The sequence below is a fragment of the Devosia subaequoris genome (assembly GCF_014197055.1).
Taxonomy (GTDB): Bacteria; Pseudomonadota; Alphaproteobacteria; order Rhizobiales; family Devosiaceae; genus Devosia; species Devosia subaequoris.
Genome location: NZ_JACIEW010000002.1, coordinates 346,818 through 363,073 on the forward strand (window position 1 = coordinate 346,818; position 16,256 = coordinate 363,073).

Sequence of the window (16,256 nt, forward strand, 5' to 3'; positions counted from 1 at the left end):
GATGAACCTCTTAAAGGGTGTTCGGGGATTGGCGCCTATGTAGGGCATAGGGCAACGCGGAGCAACGGGGGGCCGGCGGTCACGCAGCCGTCATCTGCTCTCACTAAGCAGGGCCCGCCTGCCATAGTACCCAAGAGCCTTGCCATGACCCACCCGCTGCCCACCATCGGCGCCGCCCTTCTCATCGACGATCTTGAGACGCTCGCACCCTGGCTGATCGATGGGCAGCGCGATGTCGAAATCCAGGACTTCATCTCCCCCAAGCGGCTGGATGGCGACTGGCAGGTTCAGGTCGAGCGCGCCCGCACCCTGCTTGATGGCCACACCGGGCGCCTGGGCATGCATGGACCGTTCATGGGCTTTTCCATTGCCACGCCCGACCCCGCCATCCGCGAGGCGGTGAAGCTCCGCCTGCGCCGGGGGCTCGACATCGCCGTGGCACTGGGCGCCACGCAGATGGTGGTCCACAGCCCCTACACCACCTGGAGCTACAACAATCTGGACAAGGATGCCGGCGCCCGCACGCGGATGATCGAATATGGCCATGCCACCATGGGCGATGCGGTCAAGCAGGCCGAGGACCACGGCATCACGTTGGTCATTGAGAATATCGAGGACAAGGATCCGACCGACCGGCTGCACCTGGCCAATAGCTTCAACTCCGACGCGGTTGCCGTGTCCATCGACACCGGCCATGCGCACTACGCCCATGGCACCACCAATGCGCCGCCGGTCGATTACTTCGTGACCGCAGCGGGCGACCGGCTGGCTCATATCCATGTGCAGGATGCCGATGGCTATGCCGATCGTCACTGGCGGCCGGGCATGGGCACGATCAATTGGCAGGCAGTCTTTGCGGCTATCGCTGCCCTGCCCCAGTCTCCGCATCTCGTGCTCGAACTGGCCGACAACAGCCAGTTGCGGGCCGGGGCCGATTGGCTGATCACGCAAGGGCTCGCGCGCTGAGAAGCAGGTGGAACGAAGTCGCAGGAGATTGAGTTTGTCCTGAAAGCGTCAGGACTGTCATATGGCCAACCTCTGGTACAAGAACGCAATAATCTATTGCGTCGATGTCAAAAGCTTCATGGACGCTGATGGCGATGGAACCGGGGACTTCACCGGTCTCGCAGATCGTCTCGACCACTTGGAACGACTGGGCGTCACCTGCATCTGGCTCAACCCATTCTATCCGTCACCCCGCCAGGACAATGGCTACGACATCTCCGACTATTACGGCATCGACCCTGCACTGGGCACGCTGGGCGATTTCGTCGAATTCATGCAGGCCGCCAGGGATCGCGGCATGCGGGTCATCATTGATCTGGTGGTCAACCACACCTCCGATCAACATCCCTGGTTTCAAGCCTCGCGGGCCGACCCGAATTCGCCTTACCGCGACTGGTATGTCTGGCGCGACGAGAAGCCGGACAACATCACCGAGGGCATTGTCTTTCCCGGCGTGCAAAAGGCCACGTGGACCTATGACCGGACCGCCAAGGCCTGGTACATGCACCGCTTCTACAAGTTCCAGCCGGACCTCAATACCACCAACCCGATCGTGCGGCAGGAAATCCTGAAAATCATGGGATTCTGGCTGGCACTGGGTGTATCCGGATTCCGGGTCGATGCCGTGCCTTTCCTCATCGAGCCGCGTGGCGTCCAGACCGACAAGCCGCTGGGCGATCCCCATGCCATGTTAACCGAGATCCATGACTTTCTCTCCTGGCGCAAGGCAGAGGCCATTCTGCTGGCCGAGGCCAATATCAGCTACGAGGAAGCCCCCGAATACTTCGCCGCCGGAGACCGCATGACCATGGTGTTCGACTTTGTCGGCAACCAGCAATTGTTTCTCTCCCTGGCCCGAAAAACGGCATCACCACTCCGCCGCGCCCTGGCGGCACGTCCCGAGCCTGAAGGGATGGGACAGTGGGCGGTCTTTCTGCGCAACCACGATGAACTCAATCTGGGCAACCTTACCGAACAGGAGCGCGGTGAATGCTTTGCCGCGTTTGGGCCGGACCCCGACATGCAAATCTATGATCGTGGCTTGAGACGACGGCTTGCCAGCATGTTCGATGGGGACGAGACGCGGCTCAAGATGGCGTTCTCGCTGCTGTTGGCCCTGCCCGGCACACCGGTCATCTGGTATGGCGACGAGATCGGCATGGGCGAAAATCTCGCATTGCCCGAACGCGAGGCCGTTCGCACGCCGATGCAGTGGTCACCCCGGCACAATGGTGGGTTCTCCGAGGCGCCCCAAGAGCAACTCGTTCGGCCGGCAGTTGATAAGGGCAAGTTCAGCTATCATCAAATCAACGCCGCGATGCAGACCCAGCATCGCGACTCTTTCTTCCACGCCATCGCCGACATGGTCTCAGCGCGCCGCTCGTCCCCCGAGATCGGCTGGGGTGGTGTCGATGTCATAGATGTGGGCGACGATGAACTGCTGGTACTCTCCAGTAGCTGGCGCGGCAATCGTATCGTCACCGGGCATAATTTCACCGGCAAACCAAAATCGTTTCACCTGGCGGACGAGGGCATCGACGAGCTCATGCCGATGCTCACCGACTCCCCTACCGGCCCGATCCCGGGCGACGGTGAAATCGCGCTTTCTGCCTATGGTTATTGCTGGCTGCGCTGCAATGGTGAGCGCCGTTAACTTCAGCAGCACGACCCGGGACTGGCAGATGATACGCCACTGACTTGCGAGCATTCGTTTCCGTGAGCACGGGGCGTACATCGGAACATTTCTGATTGCTCCGCATTTAGACCGGGAACGAGGGCGTGCCTTGCCAGACCATCCTGCTCCTCCTGCTGTCTCTACTCGGCGACCCAAAGCATTCGAAAGCATTGCTGCTTTCGGGATTGTCGCGGTCTTGCTCTATTTTGGTGCGGGGATTTTCGTTCCATTGGTCCTGGCGACCTTGCTGGCCTTCGCGCTCAATCCGCTGGTGTCCTGGATGAACCGGCGCCTGGGCTTACCTGATGCAATCGCCGTCATCCTCGCTGTGATGCTCGCGATCGCAATAATAGGCAGCTTTGCTGCCCTCGCCGGCTCCCAGATCACCAATCTCGTTCAGGAACTGCCTCGCTACCGCCTGATCATTCAAGACAAGGTCAGCTTGCTTCAGGAGCAATTCGGCGGTCTCGTCTGGCTGGATCAGATCAGCGCCATGCTCAGTAATGCTCAAGAGAACCTTGGCGAGAGTCCAACACCGGGCGAAAGACAACCGGTACCGGTCACCATATCCAACGAGTTGGGGCCGCTAAACATACTGACATCGATCATGGGATCTATCGTGGGGCCCATTGCCACGATTGCCATCATCGTCGTTTTTCTGATTTTCCTATTGCTCGGTCGCGCTGACCTGCAGGATCGCTTCATTCGTCTGGTGAGCGCCGGCCGCTATTCCCTGACCAACCTCGCGATCTCCGATGCCAGTCGCCGGGTGGGCCGGTACCTGATCGTCCAACTCATGGTCAACATCACCTATGGGACCATATTCGGCGTCGGCCTCTGGCTGATTGGCGTTCCCAGCGCCCCACTCTGGGGCCTTCTGATTGTGCTCTTTCGTTATATCCCGTTTGTCGGCGCACTTATCATCGCAGTCGTGCCATTTGCCTTGGCTTTTGCGGTCGACCCGGGCTGGAACATGCTGTTGCTGTCCATTGCACTCTTCCTGGTTATCGACCTCACCACTGCCAACGTCATCGAGCCTCGCCTCTACGGTTCCAGCACCGGCGTCTCGCCGCTCGCAATCCTTCTCTCGGCCATGTTCTGGGCGACACTCTGGGGGCCGGTGGGCTTGATACTGGCCACCCCCATGACGGTTTGCCTTGTGGTGATTGGGCGGCACCTCCCCCAATTCCAGTTCCTTGAGACACTTCTGGGTAGCGAGCCCGTGCTGACCCCGCCCGAGCGACTGTATCAGCGTATGCTCAAGGGCGACGCAGAAGATGCTCTGGATACGAGCGAAGAGTTCCTGGAAAAGCACGGGCGGCAGTCACTGATCCGAGATCTGATGTTGCCATCTCTTCGCCTTGGCACGTCCGAACTGTCGGACCGTCCGGATTCCGTACCTCAGCGCCGAAAGCTCATTGAGGCGTTTGAAATGGTTCTGGAAGTTGTCCTGGAACCCGTCTGGGTTGACTCGGCGCCGATCCTGATCGTTGGCGGTCGCACGGAAATTGACGAGGCGGCAGCGCGTCTCATCGCGCTTGAGCTGGCCGATTTCGAGGTGAACGCCCACGTATTGCCGCCTGGAGCGGTTCGTCAGGAAGCAATCGGCCGGCTTGACCTGGAAAACGTTCGCACCCTGGTGCTGGTGTTCATGGGCGCAGATCTGCGAGCTCAATGCCGCTATGTTTCGCGCCGGATCAGGAGAATGGCACCGGACGTCCACATCGCCGTCTGCGTTCTGAATGAGCTTGCGGCCACGGAGAGCGCCGATACGCTGCACGTTGATACGGTGCTGCGCGACTTCGACAGTGCTGTTGAACGCATCGCCTCGCTACACAAACCCGCCCTGTCACTTGAAAGGCGCAAGAAGAGACCGTTCTCCGGGCTCGGACGGGGGGATGATGAACTGGGTCAGCAACTCGACGCGATTGCGGAACGATTCAACGTCCCGGCAGCGTTGATCAATCTTCTGGACGACGATCGACATCGTGAAGACGAGGATTCGTACCGTCTTACCAGGCTGGTGGTCGACCATGATAAACCGCTGATCGTTCACTCCGCCTCGCCTCACGACGGAGCCCGCGACAACACCTACCTCGTGACCAACGGCATCGACTTCTACGCCGGCGTACCTTTGGCATCCCCGGAGATAGGCAAGGCGGGTGCGCTTGTACTGCTCGATTACGAGCCGCACGAGTTCTCCGAAGAAGACATTGAACGGCTCCAGAATGAAGCGGACGAGCTGGTAAAGCGCTTTGCCTAGTCCTTTGCAGGCGAAACACTCACCGGCACGGACTTAAAGGCAGGCGTCTTGCTGCGCGGATCGACCGCTTGCCCCACCAGCACATTGGCTTCTGGATAGTAGGCCAGCACAGAGCCTGGCGGCAGATCGAAACGCGTCGCAATGCCACTCATCTCTCCGGCGTCGGACCGGACCACCACGGCCTGCCCCTCGACCAGTCCGCGCGCGGCCATGTCGTCTGCATTGAGAAAAACCGACTCTCGACCGGCCTTGCCGCGATAGCTGTCAGTTTCCTCGTAGATGATCGAATTGAACTGCCCCTCGCTGCGCATGCTGGCCAGCATCAGCCGACCGGGTGCCTGTTCGGGGACGGGTGTCACCACGAAATGCGCTTTTCCGTCCGCCGTGCCGAATGTCGGCGCATGCAGCACGCGATTGCGAATATGGAACTCACGCTTGGCTACATCGATGTCGGCCAATTGCTCCATTCCCGGCACAGTCGCAGCGATGGCATCGCGCAGCTTTGCATGGCCAGAGAAGGCGGCGAAATCGATGGGCGATTGCGGCAGCATCCGCTCGCCCAACTGCCCCAGGATCCAGCTTTCAGGACGCACGGTCTCGATGCGTCGAATCCCGCCGTCGGACAGACGCACGAAATTGAACATGGATTCCTGCGTGGTCGGCTCCCATTCCTCGTCGCGCGCGGTGACCGGCAGGATCATCATCTCGCCCTCCCCCACGCCATGCACATGCCCCTGATTGAGCGTGGTGGTGAGAAACAGCTTGAAGCCGATACTGGCCATGGCGCGGGATGAAAATGCAGTATCCGGCGTCGCAGCCCAAAGATTGCCCCCCATGATCACGGCGGCGTCGATGTCGCCAGCTCCCGCCCTTTGCATACACGCCATGGTGTCGAGCCCCTGCTCTTCGGGGAACGTCACGCCGAACGCTTCTTGCATGCGATCGAGCACATCTCGCGCCAGCACCGGTTTGACGCCGATGGTGCCGATGCCCTGGACGTTGGAATGGCCACGCAAGGGCAACAGCCCCGCGAAACGGCGGCCGATCATGCCGCGCAGCAGCGCCAGATTGGCGATCGCCTCGACATTGGCCACGCCATGGACATGGTGAGTCATGCCCATTCCCCAGGCGAAGACGGCGTTCTTCGCGCGGCCATAGGCGGCAGCCACCCGTTCGATGTCGGACCGGGCGAGACCACAGGCGGCGGTGATGGCGTCCCAGCTCAGTGCATCAAGATCGGCCTTGAAGCTCTCAAAACCGGCGGCGTGTGATGCGATGAAGTCGCGGTCTGCCGTCCCCTGTTCGAGGACCGCCTTTGCGAGGCCCTTGAACAGCGCAATGTCGCTGCCGATGCGTGGCTGCAGATAGTCCGAAGCAATCTCGCTGCCGCCCTTGAACATGGACATCGGTGATTTCGGCACGGCGAACTTCACCAGCCCGGGCTCCCTGGCCGGATTGATGACGATAACCTGCCCGCCCCGCTCGCGGCAGTTCTTGAGCATGTGGATGAAGCGGGGATGGTTGGACGAGGGATTGGCGCCAATGACGAAGATCAGGTCGGCACCGGTCAGGTCGTCGAGCTCAATGGTCGCCGTGCCGGTGCCGATGGTCGTCTTCAGCCCCTCGCTGGTCGCCTGATGGCAGTAGTAGGAGCAATTGTTGACGTTATTGGTGCCATAGGCTCGTGCCAGAAGCTGGAACAGAAATCCCGCCTCATTGGACGAACGCCCAGAGGAATAGAAAAAGCTGCGCTGCGGGTCGGTCTCGGCGAGGCGATGGGCGGCATGGTCGAGCGCCGCATCCCAGTCCAATGGCTCGAATCGGCTGGCACCGGCCCGCCGGAACAACGGCGTGCTTAGCCGGCCCAGGGATTCTATTTCCTTGCCGGATAACTCGGCCAGATCGTTGATCGTGTGCTCAAAAATCTGCGTGGGAATGGGGGGCTGGATATCGGTGGATTGGGCCTGCACCGACTTGTTACAGACCGAAGGGAATTCGCCGAGCTCATTGGTCATGCCGCCCTGCTGACCGCCCATGCCATAGGCACAGGCCTTGCAGGTATTCTTGGCTGTCAACGCCTTGGCGGCCTTGCCCACCCCGATCCGGTTGATGGTCGAAAGGGTATAGAGGACCTTTTTCGGGCCGCCGCCCACGATATGGCTGGTCTCGGTCAAATCATCTCTCCTCGCCCCATTGTCCGCCAAGGGCGGGCTCTGGGGCAAGGGGAATGCTTGCGTGATCAGTTCGACATTGTCGAGCGGTGCGCCCAGCCGGTCATGCGTTTTTCAACCCAGGCCATCAGCGCGTACATGGCGATGCCCTCGACGGCCAGCATCAGCAGGCCCGCAAAGACCAGCGGCACGTTGAAGTTGGACTGCGCCGAAGCCATCATCTGCCCCAGCCCCGAGTTCGACGCGACGGTTTCGCTCACCACCGAGCCGACAAAGGCCAGGGTAATGGCAACTTTCAGCGAGCCGAAAAAATATGGCATGGAGCGCGGAATACCGACCTTGAGCATGATATCGAGCTTCTTGGCGCCCAGCGCCCGCAACACGTCCTCGGTTTCCGGCTCGATGGTGGCAAGACCCGTGGCGACATTGACCACGATGGGGAAGAAGGAAATCAGGAAGGCGGTCAACACCGCCGGTACCGTTCCGATGCCGAACCAGATCACCAGGATCGGCACCAGCGCCACTTTGGGAATGGCGTTGAACCCCACCATGATGGGGTAGAGCCCGGCATAGATGGTCTTGGACCAGCCAATGAACAGGCCAATGCCGAGCCCGGCCACGATGGCGATGAGGAACCCCAGTACCGTGGTGTAGAGCGTCTGCACCGAATTCTTCCAGATCGGCGACCAATATTGGAAGATGGCTTCGAACACCCGCGTGGGCGTGGGCAGGATGGTGTGCGGCAGGCCGGAAATGCGCGCACCCAGCTCCCAGAGCACGAACAGCCCAATGGTGTAGAGCACCGGCGACAACCGCACCCAGTTGACCTTGAGCGCCGGTTTCGGTGCTGCAGCGACAGGCGTAGTGGTTTGGGTGGTGCTCATGCTGCAGCCCTCGCGGTGGCGATTTCCCCGTGCAGCTTCTGCACCATGTCGTTGAAGGCCGGCTCATAGAGCAGTTCAAGTTGGCGCGGCCGCTCGAAGGGCACGATATGCTCGGAAACAATCCGGCCCGGCCGAGCACTCATCACCACGACCTTGTCGGCCAGGAACACGCTTTCGCGCAGATCATGGGTCACCAAGGCAATAGTGACGTCTTGGGTCGCGTGAAGGTCACGGATGACGCACCAGAGCTCCTCGCGGGTGAATGCGTCCAGCGCACCGAACGGTTCATCGAGCATCAGCAGTTCAGGTTCATGAATCAGCGCGCGACAAAGATTTGCCCGCTGCTGCATGCCGCCGGACAATTGCCAAGGAAATTTCTCGCCGAACCCCTTGAGGCCGACGGTTTCGAGAAGCTTTTCCGCCTTGGCGACATATTCGGCCTTGTGGGCACGCAGCCGGTGGCGATGGCGCTCAACGATCTCGAGCGGCAACAGGACGTTGTCCAGCGTCGTCCGCCAGGGCAGCATGGTGGGGTTCTGAAATGCCATACCTACTATCGAAACCGGCTTGGTCACCTGGCTGTTGGCCACAACCACCGAGCCCGACTGCGGAATATGCAGCCCCGTCGTCAGCTTCATCAGGGTGGATTTCCCGCAGCCCGAGGGGCCGACGACAGCGACGAACTCGCCGCGTTGAATCTTGAGATTTAGCCCACTCACCGCGAGCGTGCCATCAGGTCCGCCATAGCGCATGTCGACATTTTCGATTGAAACCAGGGGCGAGGCCATAGGCGTCTCCAGTCAAGGCAGAACAGGACCGCCCCGAAACCATTCCCGTTCCCTCGGAAGAATGGCTCGGGGCGGATGACCCCGGGCGTCCCTTATCGCCCGGGAATGCAGCCGCTATCAGGGCAGCATGCGCTCCTCTGCCGGAGGCAAATACTGCGCATCGAAGACATCGGCGGCAGTCACATTGCCCTCCAGGCCCATCGAGATCTTGAGCGTTTCGATGGACGCGTTCAGCCGCTCCTCATCGATACCGCCAAAGCCGTTCTCGACCACGTACGGGGTCTTGATGTTCATCTCATTGGCCATTTCCAGGCGCTCGGTCTCGGTGTTGAGGTCGAGAATTTCGTTGCGCGCCAATACGGCGGCAGCCCCGGCCTCCGGATCGGCCACGGCATCGGCGAAACCCTTGGCCAGCGCGCGGAGGAATCCTTCGACCGCTTCCGGATTTTCTTCAGCAAAGCCCTCATTGACCATGATGGCATTGCCGTAAAGGTTCAGACCGTGATCCGCGAAGAGCAGCGGAACGATGTCGTCTTCCGGAACGCCATTGGCCTTGAGGTTAAGGATCACCGAAAAGGCAAACCCAAACACGCCATCCACATCGCCGGAGGCCAGCATCGGCTCGCGCACCGGGAAGCCGATGGATTCAAGGGTGATGCCGCTATCATCAATCCCGGCCACTTCCTTGAAGGCAGGCCATTGAGCAAAGGCGCCATCCGGTGGCGGCGCGCCCAGCGTCTTGCCCTCAAGGGACTTCGGGTCTTCGGTGATACCGAGCGACTTGCGACCGACAACGGAAAACACCGGCTTGTCATAGACCATCATCACGGCTTTGACCGGCTGGGACGGGTCTTCGTCCAGGAACTTGATCAGCGAATTGATGTCGCCAAAGCCAAGCTGATAGGCGCCGGTGGCGACACGTGGAATGGCCTCGACCGAGCCATTGCCGACATCAATGGTCACGTTAAGCCCTTCATCGGCGAAATAGCCATTGTCCTGGGCCAGGAGGAAGCCGGCGGCAGGCCCTTCAAATCGCCAGTCGAGGGTGAGCTTGATGTCGGTCTGTGCAAGAGCAGGCAACGCCAGACCGGAAACGGACAGACCCGTTGCCAAAGCCAGAGCTGCGGTAAAGTGGCGGCGAGAAAGCATGGTTTTGACGTCCCCAGTTTTTGTTATGGGAGAAATCAAGCGCAGCCGCTGTCGGCGCGCAAGCACTTTCTGACTATTTTGACATCAGACAGCATTGCTGCCCAATTTCTCGGCAGCCTGCTATCTCTTTGTCATCCACGCTCAGATCGGCAAGCCCGAACGTGCCTTGACCCGTCTTATGCTCATATTGGAGTGGATGCGCGCTACCCCGGGCAACCGCGCGCTCAAACGGCGATGCAGATGTTCGAAGTCCTCATGGTCGCGGCAGATCACCCGCAGGATATAGTCGGACTGCCCGGCCATCAGATGGCATTCGAGCACTTCAGGAATATCCTGCACGGCAGTCTCAAAGGCATCGAGCGCCGCTTCGCTCTGGCTGGTTAACCCCACCTCAATGAAGAATTGCATGGCAAAACCCAGCCGGCCGGCATCAAGCTCGGCGCGGTAGCCCTGCACGAACCCAGCATCTTCCAGCGCCTTGATACGCCGGTGGCAGGCAGAGGGCGACAAGCCGACCGTGTCACCAAGAACCTGAACACTGCGATGGGAATCGCGCTGCAGCTCACGCAACAACTTCCGGTCTGTGGCATCAGGCTGCAGGGGCAAGGATTCGGGTCTCCGGAAAATTTATCAGTTGACTGACAAATGCGCTCCCGCGGGATGCGTTGACAAGCATCCCGCGGGATATCTCCCACACAATCCTCGGCGTGATACGAACTTAGTAAACGTAGAGTACCAGGTTTCGTCCACTTTGACGCGCAGCGAACACGCGCTCAGTCCCATAGGGCATCCGGCTCAGGGTAGCGGCAACCAGCGGATCACCGGTAATCGCCGAGCGCAATGAATTGTTCAGCCCTGTCTGTCGCAGCGCCGCAGCCAAATGCGAACGTAGTTCAGGGCACACCTTAACGCGTCGCACATTTACATTGGTCGCCCGGCTCCAGGAGGCGTCGACCCGTGTGGACTGGATCAACCGTTGCAGTTCGGCTGGCGAGATGCCCTGACATCCCTGGAAATCGGATGAGCCGGTGCCTGCAAGTTGGCCACCACCGTTTCCACCCCCGCCGCTTCCGCCGCCGCCGGTGGTGCCGCCGCCGCCACTATCGTTTCCCGGTGTCGAGCCGCCGCCTATGCCGACATCGACATCGGCGAGATTGTCTCCTCCGACTTGGGCGCGGACCCTTACACCGTCGTTTAAAAGCCCGACATTGGCGTCGACCACAGACGAGCCTCCGGCACCAACGGTCGCATTGGCCACACTGCCATTGCCGACCTTTGCATCAAGAACCTGGTTGCCCCCCCCCCCGACCCCGACATTGACAAGACCGGAGTCGCCGGCATCGCCCTTTCCGAGGGTGACGAGTGCCTTGTCGTCCTTGCAACCGACAATACCGAGCAAGGAGCCCGCCTGCGCTGGAAGTGAAACGCTTGCAAGCAACGCAACAGAAAGAAAAGCAACCTTAGAAAAACTCATACTGCACCTCCTTTGTCGACGACATGTCGCCAAAGAATAATGCACCAAAAAAATTTGGAGTCTTACCAACAGTTTGGCAAGAGTTTCTGCCTTTTTGATTACTACAATTGAATCGTATAGAAATTTCTATATATTTGTAACCAAGTTAACAATCTACGGATAAATCAGTATTTATAAGTCCCAATATAAAAACAGGGCGCGAAACCGAAGTTTCGCGCCCCTCCGGGGCGACCTGCAAAGGAGCGTCAACCTCTGCGGCCGACCGCCGATCGGATGGTGGAGGCTCTGTTGGCGTCCCACCATAGATTGGTCCGGCTCAATGCGTCCGGTTCGCTTGCTCAACGACCGGACACGCAGGCGGTTCCCGCCATTGGGGCTCACATTGATTTTGTGATCGGAGAAGGGCGTCGCGTGCCTAAAGCTCGAATGGAGCCTGCAGTGCCTGGATTGCCTTGATCGCCGCCGAAGCTCGGTTCTCTACACCCAGCTTGGCATAGACCTGCTCAAGATGCTTGTTCACCGTGCGCGGGCTGAGCCCCAGAATTTCCCCAATGTCCTTGTTGGACTTGCCGCGGCCAATCCAGAGCAGCACTTCGCTTTCGCGTGCCGTCAGGCCGAATTGTTGGCGCAGGATTTCTTCTTGCCCCTCAACCTGAGCCCGGGCGATGCGGAATAGATATTCGTCCCCACCCACCACGCCCAGAAAGGCAAAATGCAGACCCGTGCCGTCGCCCGTTTTGAGGTCGAACCCTCCCCCCGGCGTCGGCCGCTCGCCTTCGGCCAGGCGCCAGTCGACAAAGCACCGCGACATGATGAGTTGGACCTCCTGCCCCAGACCGGAGCGATCCAGCAGTCGATTGGCCTGCGGCGTCGACCAAAGCACCAGCCCGTCGGCAGCAAAGGCCACCAGGTGCCGTCCGGCGGCATCCAGTGCGATGCGGGCACTTTGCGCCCGCCGCGCATTTGCCAGATGCACCCGTATCCTGGCACGCAGTTCATCCACGTTGATGGGCTTTGAAAGATAGTCCACCCCGCCGCTTTCCAGTGCATGCACAACGTGCTCGGTCTCGGTCAGTCCGGTCATGAAGATGATCGGAACGTGAACCAGCGGCGGCAAGGCTTTCATCTGCCGGCAGGTTTCAAAACCATCCAGGCCCGGCATGACGGCATCCATCAGCACGACGTCGGGCGTGACTCGTTCAACGATCTTGAGTGCGGCCTCGCCGCTACGGGCGACCAGCACGGTCACGCCTGCTTCTTCGAGCGCGGTGGTCAGAAACCCCAGCGACTCCGGCGAGTCGTCGACCAGAAGAACGATATCCTGCTCCCGCTCAATCCGGCTCATGGCCCACCCGCTCCAGCGTTGCGGCGAAGCCGTCGAAATCAAAGTTCTGCATATGCTGCCTTAGCGCCTCGACAAGCGGCAGATTGGCCGGGTCGGCCGCCAGCTCGCCCAACTTGTCATCAATGCCCCTGACATGACCGATTTGACCGAGCGCGGCCAGGTCACGCAAGTGCTCTGCGCCTGGAGAACGCATTTGCCTTTCCTGAGGCACGGCAGTACCAGGCGCTTCATGGATCCACTCCAGCCCCAGATGCGTACCCAGCCGGTCGACAAGCTGGTTAAGGTCGAAGGGCTTGGCCAGCGAATCACTGTGTCCGGAATCAGAACTGGTAGGATTGGCGCCATCCCCGATATTGGCCGAGAGCATGATCATCGGCGCCACGACCCCGCGGGCGCGCATGGTCTGCACCAGATCCCAGCCGCTCATGCCAGGCATCCGGATATCGACAAAGTACAGGTCCGGTTTTGCCGTCTCTATGGCGGCAAGACAGGATTGGCCATCGACCGCGGCGAGCACAGTAAAGCCGAGCGGCGCAAGCATCTCATGCATCAACTGGCGGTGGTCGGCATTGTCATCGACAACCATGATGGTGCGTCGACTGCCCTGATACCCGATAATCTGCTGTGCCGGGGCCACACGTTTGGTCGGGCGCTCAACCTTGGACAACATCAGCCGCACCTGGAAGCGTGTCCCTTCGCCCACTGCGCTCGTGACAGTGATTTCCCCACCCAGTGTCTCCGTCAGTAGCTTGGTGATGGTGAGCCCCAATCCCAGCCCCGGCGTAAAGCGGTTGCGCTCTGCCTCCCCCCGCACAAAGGGCTCGAAGATATGATCCAGATCGGCTGCCGCTATGCCGCTGCCACTATCTTCAACAGTGAAAGTGGCAACCTGCATGCGATAGCCGACGCTGAAACTGACATGGCCTGAACTGGTGAACTTGATGGCATTGGACAGCAGATTGACGAGAACCTGCCGCAACCGTTTCTCGTCCGTACGCACATAATCGGGCAGCGCCCGGGCACGCTCATGGCGGAACTCGAGTCCCTTGGCCCGCGCCTGCAGGCGGAACATGTCGACGATCTGATCCAGGAAGTCCTGGATATTGACCTCGCTGGTATAGACCTGCAGCCGCCCCGCCTCGATCTTGGAAATGTCGAGTAGCCCATCGATTAGTCCGGACAGATGCTCGGCGCTGCGACGAATAACCTGTGCCGAGCCGCGCCGGTTCTCCGGCAGTTGGCCATCGCGCTCGAGAATTTGCGCATAGCCCATCACCGCATTGAGCGGCGTGCGCAATTCGTGGCTTAGGCCCACAACATAGCGGCTCTTGGCCTGATTGGCAGCCTCGGCCTTTTCCTTGGCGCGCTGCAATTCGGCGTCGGTCTTCGAGTGCGCATCGATTTCTTTCAGGAGCAGCGTGTTCTGGCGCGAGCTTTCCTCCTCTGCCACCAGACGACTGTCATGCGCCAGTACCAGGAACCAGGTCATCACCCCCGCAGCCGCTGCAAAGACGAAGAACACGACCAGCAGCGTGCCACCGACGACGTCGGCCGTATTGGGCGCAGAGCGACCCGCAAAATAATAGATCAGCCCCAGAACGCCGCCCAGGATCGCCGTGGCAATGACCATGGAAATGCCATAGCGCCCCAGCCGGGTCTGCAGTTTGTCGATGGCCCATTGCGGCAGGATGCTCGCGGCCACCGCATGGGTCTGCGCGCGGAAATGCGCGTGCGGCTTGCACATGTCGTGACAGCGCGCGTCGAGCGAGCAGCACAGCGAGCAGATCGGCGCAGCATAGGCTGGGCACCAGGCCATATCCTCAGGCTCGAACGGATGCTCGCAGATCGAGCAGGTGAGCGTCTGCCTCGACTGCCACTGCTTGCGCGGTTTGCGTGCGAGATAATATTTGCCCTTGGTGGCCCAGGCGATGGCGGGCGAGGCAATCAGGCACACGATAAGGGCGATATAGGGCGAGAGCGCTGAGGCCATCTCGCCAAAGGCCCCGAAATGGGCGGTGAGCGCGATGACCACCGACAGGGACATCGAGCCGACGCCGACCGGGTTGATGTCATAAAGATGGGCACGCTTGAACTCGATCCCCGGCGGCGCCAGGCCCAGCGGCTTGTTGATGAACAGATCTGCCGAGATCGAGCAAAGCCAGGCCATCGCGATGATGGAGAATATGCCCAGCGTCTCTTCGAGCAGCCGATAGATGCCCAACTCCATCAGCAAAAGCGCAATGGCCACATTGAACAGCAGCCAGACCACGCGCCCCGGATGGCTGTGGGTCAGGCGCGAAAAGAAATTCGACCAGGCCAGCGAGCCGGCATAGGCGTTCATTACGTTGATCTTGAGCTGGCTGACGACAACGAACACCGCCATCAGCATCAGCGCCACGAACTCATTGGGGATCATGTAGCCAAACGCCACGGCATACATATGACCCGGTTCGGAGGCGTGTTCGGGCGACACCCCTGCGGAAAGCGCGAGGAAAGCGAGAAATGAGCCGGCGATCAGCTTGGGCGCGCCGACCACCACCCAGCCGGCACCTGCGAGAAAGATCCCCAGCTTGTGCCGCCATTTTGGCGCCCCTCCGGCGGGCAGGAAGCGCAGGAAGTCGACCTGCTCGCCGATCTGGGTCATCAGCGCCAGAATGACCGCCGAGGCCGCGCCGAATTTGGCGATGTCGAACGGCGCGATACCGCCCGCAATGCCTTCCGGCTGCCCCAACCCTGCAAAGGCGCGCCAGAGATCGAACTTTTCCCAATCCATGAAGGCGATGAAGAAGAAGGGCAGGACGTTAAGCAAGATCCAGATCGGCTGGGTCAGCATCTGGAACGACGAGATCATGCGGATGCCATGCGTCACCAGCGGAATCACCACCAGCGCCGAAATGATATGGCCGATCCAGAGCGGAATGCCGAACGCCAGCTCCAGCGCGCTCGACATGATCGAAGCTTCGATGGCGAATAGAATGAAGGTGAAGCTGGCATAGATCAGCGAGGTGATCGTCGAGCCAATATAGCCAAAGCTGGCTCCGCGCGTCAGCAGATCAACATCGACGCCATGCCGGGTCGCATAACGCGAGATCGGCACGCCAACCAGAAGGATGGCGACTGACGCGACGAGAATCGCGATCAGCGCATTGGTTGTGCCGTACGAAAGCGTAATGGCCCCGCCGATTGCCTCCAATGCGAGGAAGGAAATGGCCCCGATCGCGGTTTGGGAAATCCGGTCATTGGAGAAGCGCCGGGCCGACTTGGCGGTAAAGCGCAGGGCATAGTCTTCCAGGGTCTGGTTGGCCACCCAGCGATTGTACTCGCGCCTGACCGGGATGATCCGTTGCCGTGCCATGCAAGCCTAAACCTTAACCAGTTCGCCGCGCTGCCCAAAAAATCGCCAGCTCTTCAATAGCACGGAATCCGGAATAATCACGCGGTTTTTCAGGGCGTTCCGCCAATATCCGGAATCAACGCGACAGGCAGTTACGTCAATCGACGT

The 16,256-nt window shown here is 60.2% G+C and carries 11 protein-coding genes; 3 read left to right on the top strand and 8 right to left on the bottom strand.

Going from position 1 to position 16,256, the window contains the following annotated elements; genetic code table 11:
* The first annotated feature begins 144 nt into the window (after window positions 1-144).
* From GGR20_RS06285 to GGR20_RS06295, 3 genes are all read left to right on the top strand, one after another.
* Complete coding sequence (locus GGR20_RS06285; RefSeq protein WP_183310385.1) at window positions 145-966, top strand: sugar phosphate isomerase/epimerase family protein; 822 nt, start codon at window positions 145-147, stop codon at window positions 964-966.
* 61 nt (window positions 967-1,027) lie between these two features.
* On the top strand, window positions 1,028-2,659 hold the full coding sequence (locus GGR20_RS06290; RefSeq protein ID WP_183310386.1) for an alpha-amylase family protein: 1,632 nt from the start codon (window positions 1,028-1,030) through the stop codon (window positions 2,657-2,659).
* 130 nt (window positions 2,660-2,789) lie between these two features.
* On the top strand, window positions 2,790-4,943 hold the full coding sequence (locus GGR20_RS06295; RefSeq protein ID WP_183310387.1) for an AI-2E family transporter: 2,154 nt from the start codon (window positions 2,790-2,792) through the stop codon (window positions 4,941-4,943).
* On the opposite strand, the gene GGR20_RS06300 is transcribed toward GGR20_RS06295, so the two are convergent.
* The 8 genes from GGR20_RS06300 to GGR20_RS06335 form a co-directional block, all read right to left on the bottom strand.
* Complete coding sequence (locus GGR20_RS06300; protein ID WP_210283100.1) at window positions 4,940-7,117, bottom strand: FdhF/YdeP family oxidoreductase; 2,178 nt, start codon at window positions 7,115-7,117, stop codon at window positions 4,940-4,942. The two genes, GGR20_RS06295 and GGR20_RS06300, sit on opposite strands and share 4 nt — an antisense overlap.
* A 65-nt stretch (window positions 7,118-7,182) precedes the next feature.
* The gene (locus GGR20_RS06305) at window positions 7,183-7,998 is read right to left on the bottom strand and encodes an ABC transporter permease (RefSeq protein WP_183310388.1); all 816 of its coding nucleotides are present in this window, start codon (window positions 7,996-7,998) and stop codon (window positions 7,183-7,185) included.
* Entirely contained in the window at window positions 7,995-8,786 is a 792-nt protein-coding gene (locus tag GGR20_RS06310; protein WP_246349459.1) for an ABC transporter ATP-binding protein, read from the bottom strand. The genes GGR20_RS06305 and GGR20_RS06310 overlap by 4 nt, the downstream gene beginning before the upstream one ends.
* A gap of 117 nt (window positions 8,787-8,903) precedes the next feature.
* Window positions 8,904-9,935: an ABC transporter substrate-binding protein gene (locus tag GGR20_RS06315; protein WP_183310389.1), complete on the bottom strand. Its 1,032-nt coding sequence runs from the start codon at window positions 9,933-9,935 to the stop codon at window positions 8,904-8,906.
* A 141-nt stretch (window positions 9,936-10,076) separates the two neighbouring features.
* Window positions 10,077-10,541: an Lrp/AsnC family transcriptional regulator gene (locus GGR20_RS06320; RefSeq protein ID WP_183310390.1), complete on the bottom strand. Its 465-nt coding sequence runs from the start codon at window positions 10,539-10,541 to the stop codon at window positions 10,077-10,079.
* 112 nt (window positions 10,542-10,653) lie between these two features.
* Complete coding sequence (locus tag GGR20_RS06325) at window positions 10,654-11,409, bottom strand: hypothetical protein (protein ID WP_183310391.1); 756 nt, start codon at window positions 11,407-11,409, stop codon at window positions 10,654-10,656.
* Between the two features lie 415 nt (window positions 11,410-11,824).
* Window positions 11,825-12,754, bottom strand: coding sequence for a response regulator transcription factor (locus tag GGR20_RS06330; protein ID WP_183310392.1), 930 nt, complete (start codon window positions 12,752-12,754; stop codon window positions 11,825-11,827).
* Complete coding sequence (locus GGR20_RS06335) at window positions 12,741-16,109, bottom strand: hybrid sensor histidine kinase/response regulator (RefSeq protein WP_183310393.1); 3,369 nt, start codon at window positions 16,107-16,109, stop codon at window positions 12,741-12,743. Before GGR20_RS06335 ends, GGR20_RS06330 begins: the two co-directional genes overlap by 14 nt.
* Between the last annotated feature and the right edge of the window lie 147 nt (window positions 16,110-16,256).

What these genes read in the sequence shown, in the direction of transcription:
- GGR20_RS06285 (WP_183310385.1), top strand. Translation starts at nt 145, where the DNA reads ATGACCCACCCGCTGCCCACCATCGGCGCCGCCCTTCTCATCGACGAT.
- GGR20_RS06290 (WP_183310386.1), top strand. Translation starts at nt 1,028, where the DNA reads ATGGCCAACCTCTGGTACAAGAACGCAATAATCTATTGCGTCGATGTC.
- GGR20_RS06305 (WP_183310388.1), bottom strand. Translation starts at nt 7,998, where the DNA reads ATGAGCACCACCCAAACCACTACGCCTGTCGCTGCAGCACCGAAACCG.
- GGR20_RS06310 (WP_246349459.1), bottom strand. Translation starts at nt 8,786, where the DNA reads ATGGCCTCGCCCCTGGTTTCAATCGAAAATGTCGACATGCGCTATGGC.
- GGR20_RS06315 (WP_183310389.1), bottom strand. Translation starts at nt 9,935, where the DNA reads ATGCTTTCTCGCCGCCACTTTACCGCAGCTCTGGCTTTGGCAACGGGT.
- GGR20_RS06325 (WP_183310391.1), bottom strand. Translation starts at nt 11,409, where the DNA reads ATGAGTTTTTCTAAGGTTGCTTTTCTTTCTGTTGCGTTGCTTGCAAGC.
- GGR20_RS06330 (WP_183310392.1), bottom strand. Translation starts at nt 12,754, where the DNA reads ATGAGCCGGATTGAGCGGGAGCAGGATATCGTTCTTCTGGTCGACGAC.
- GGR20_RS06335 (WP_183310393.1), bottom strand. Translation starts at nt 16,109, where the DNA reads ATGGCACGGCAACGGATCATCCCGGTCAGGCGCGAGTACAATCGCTGG.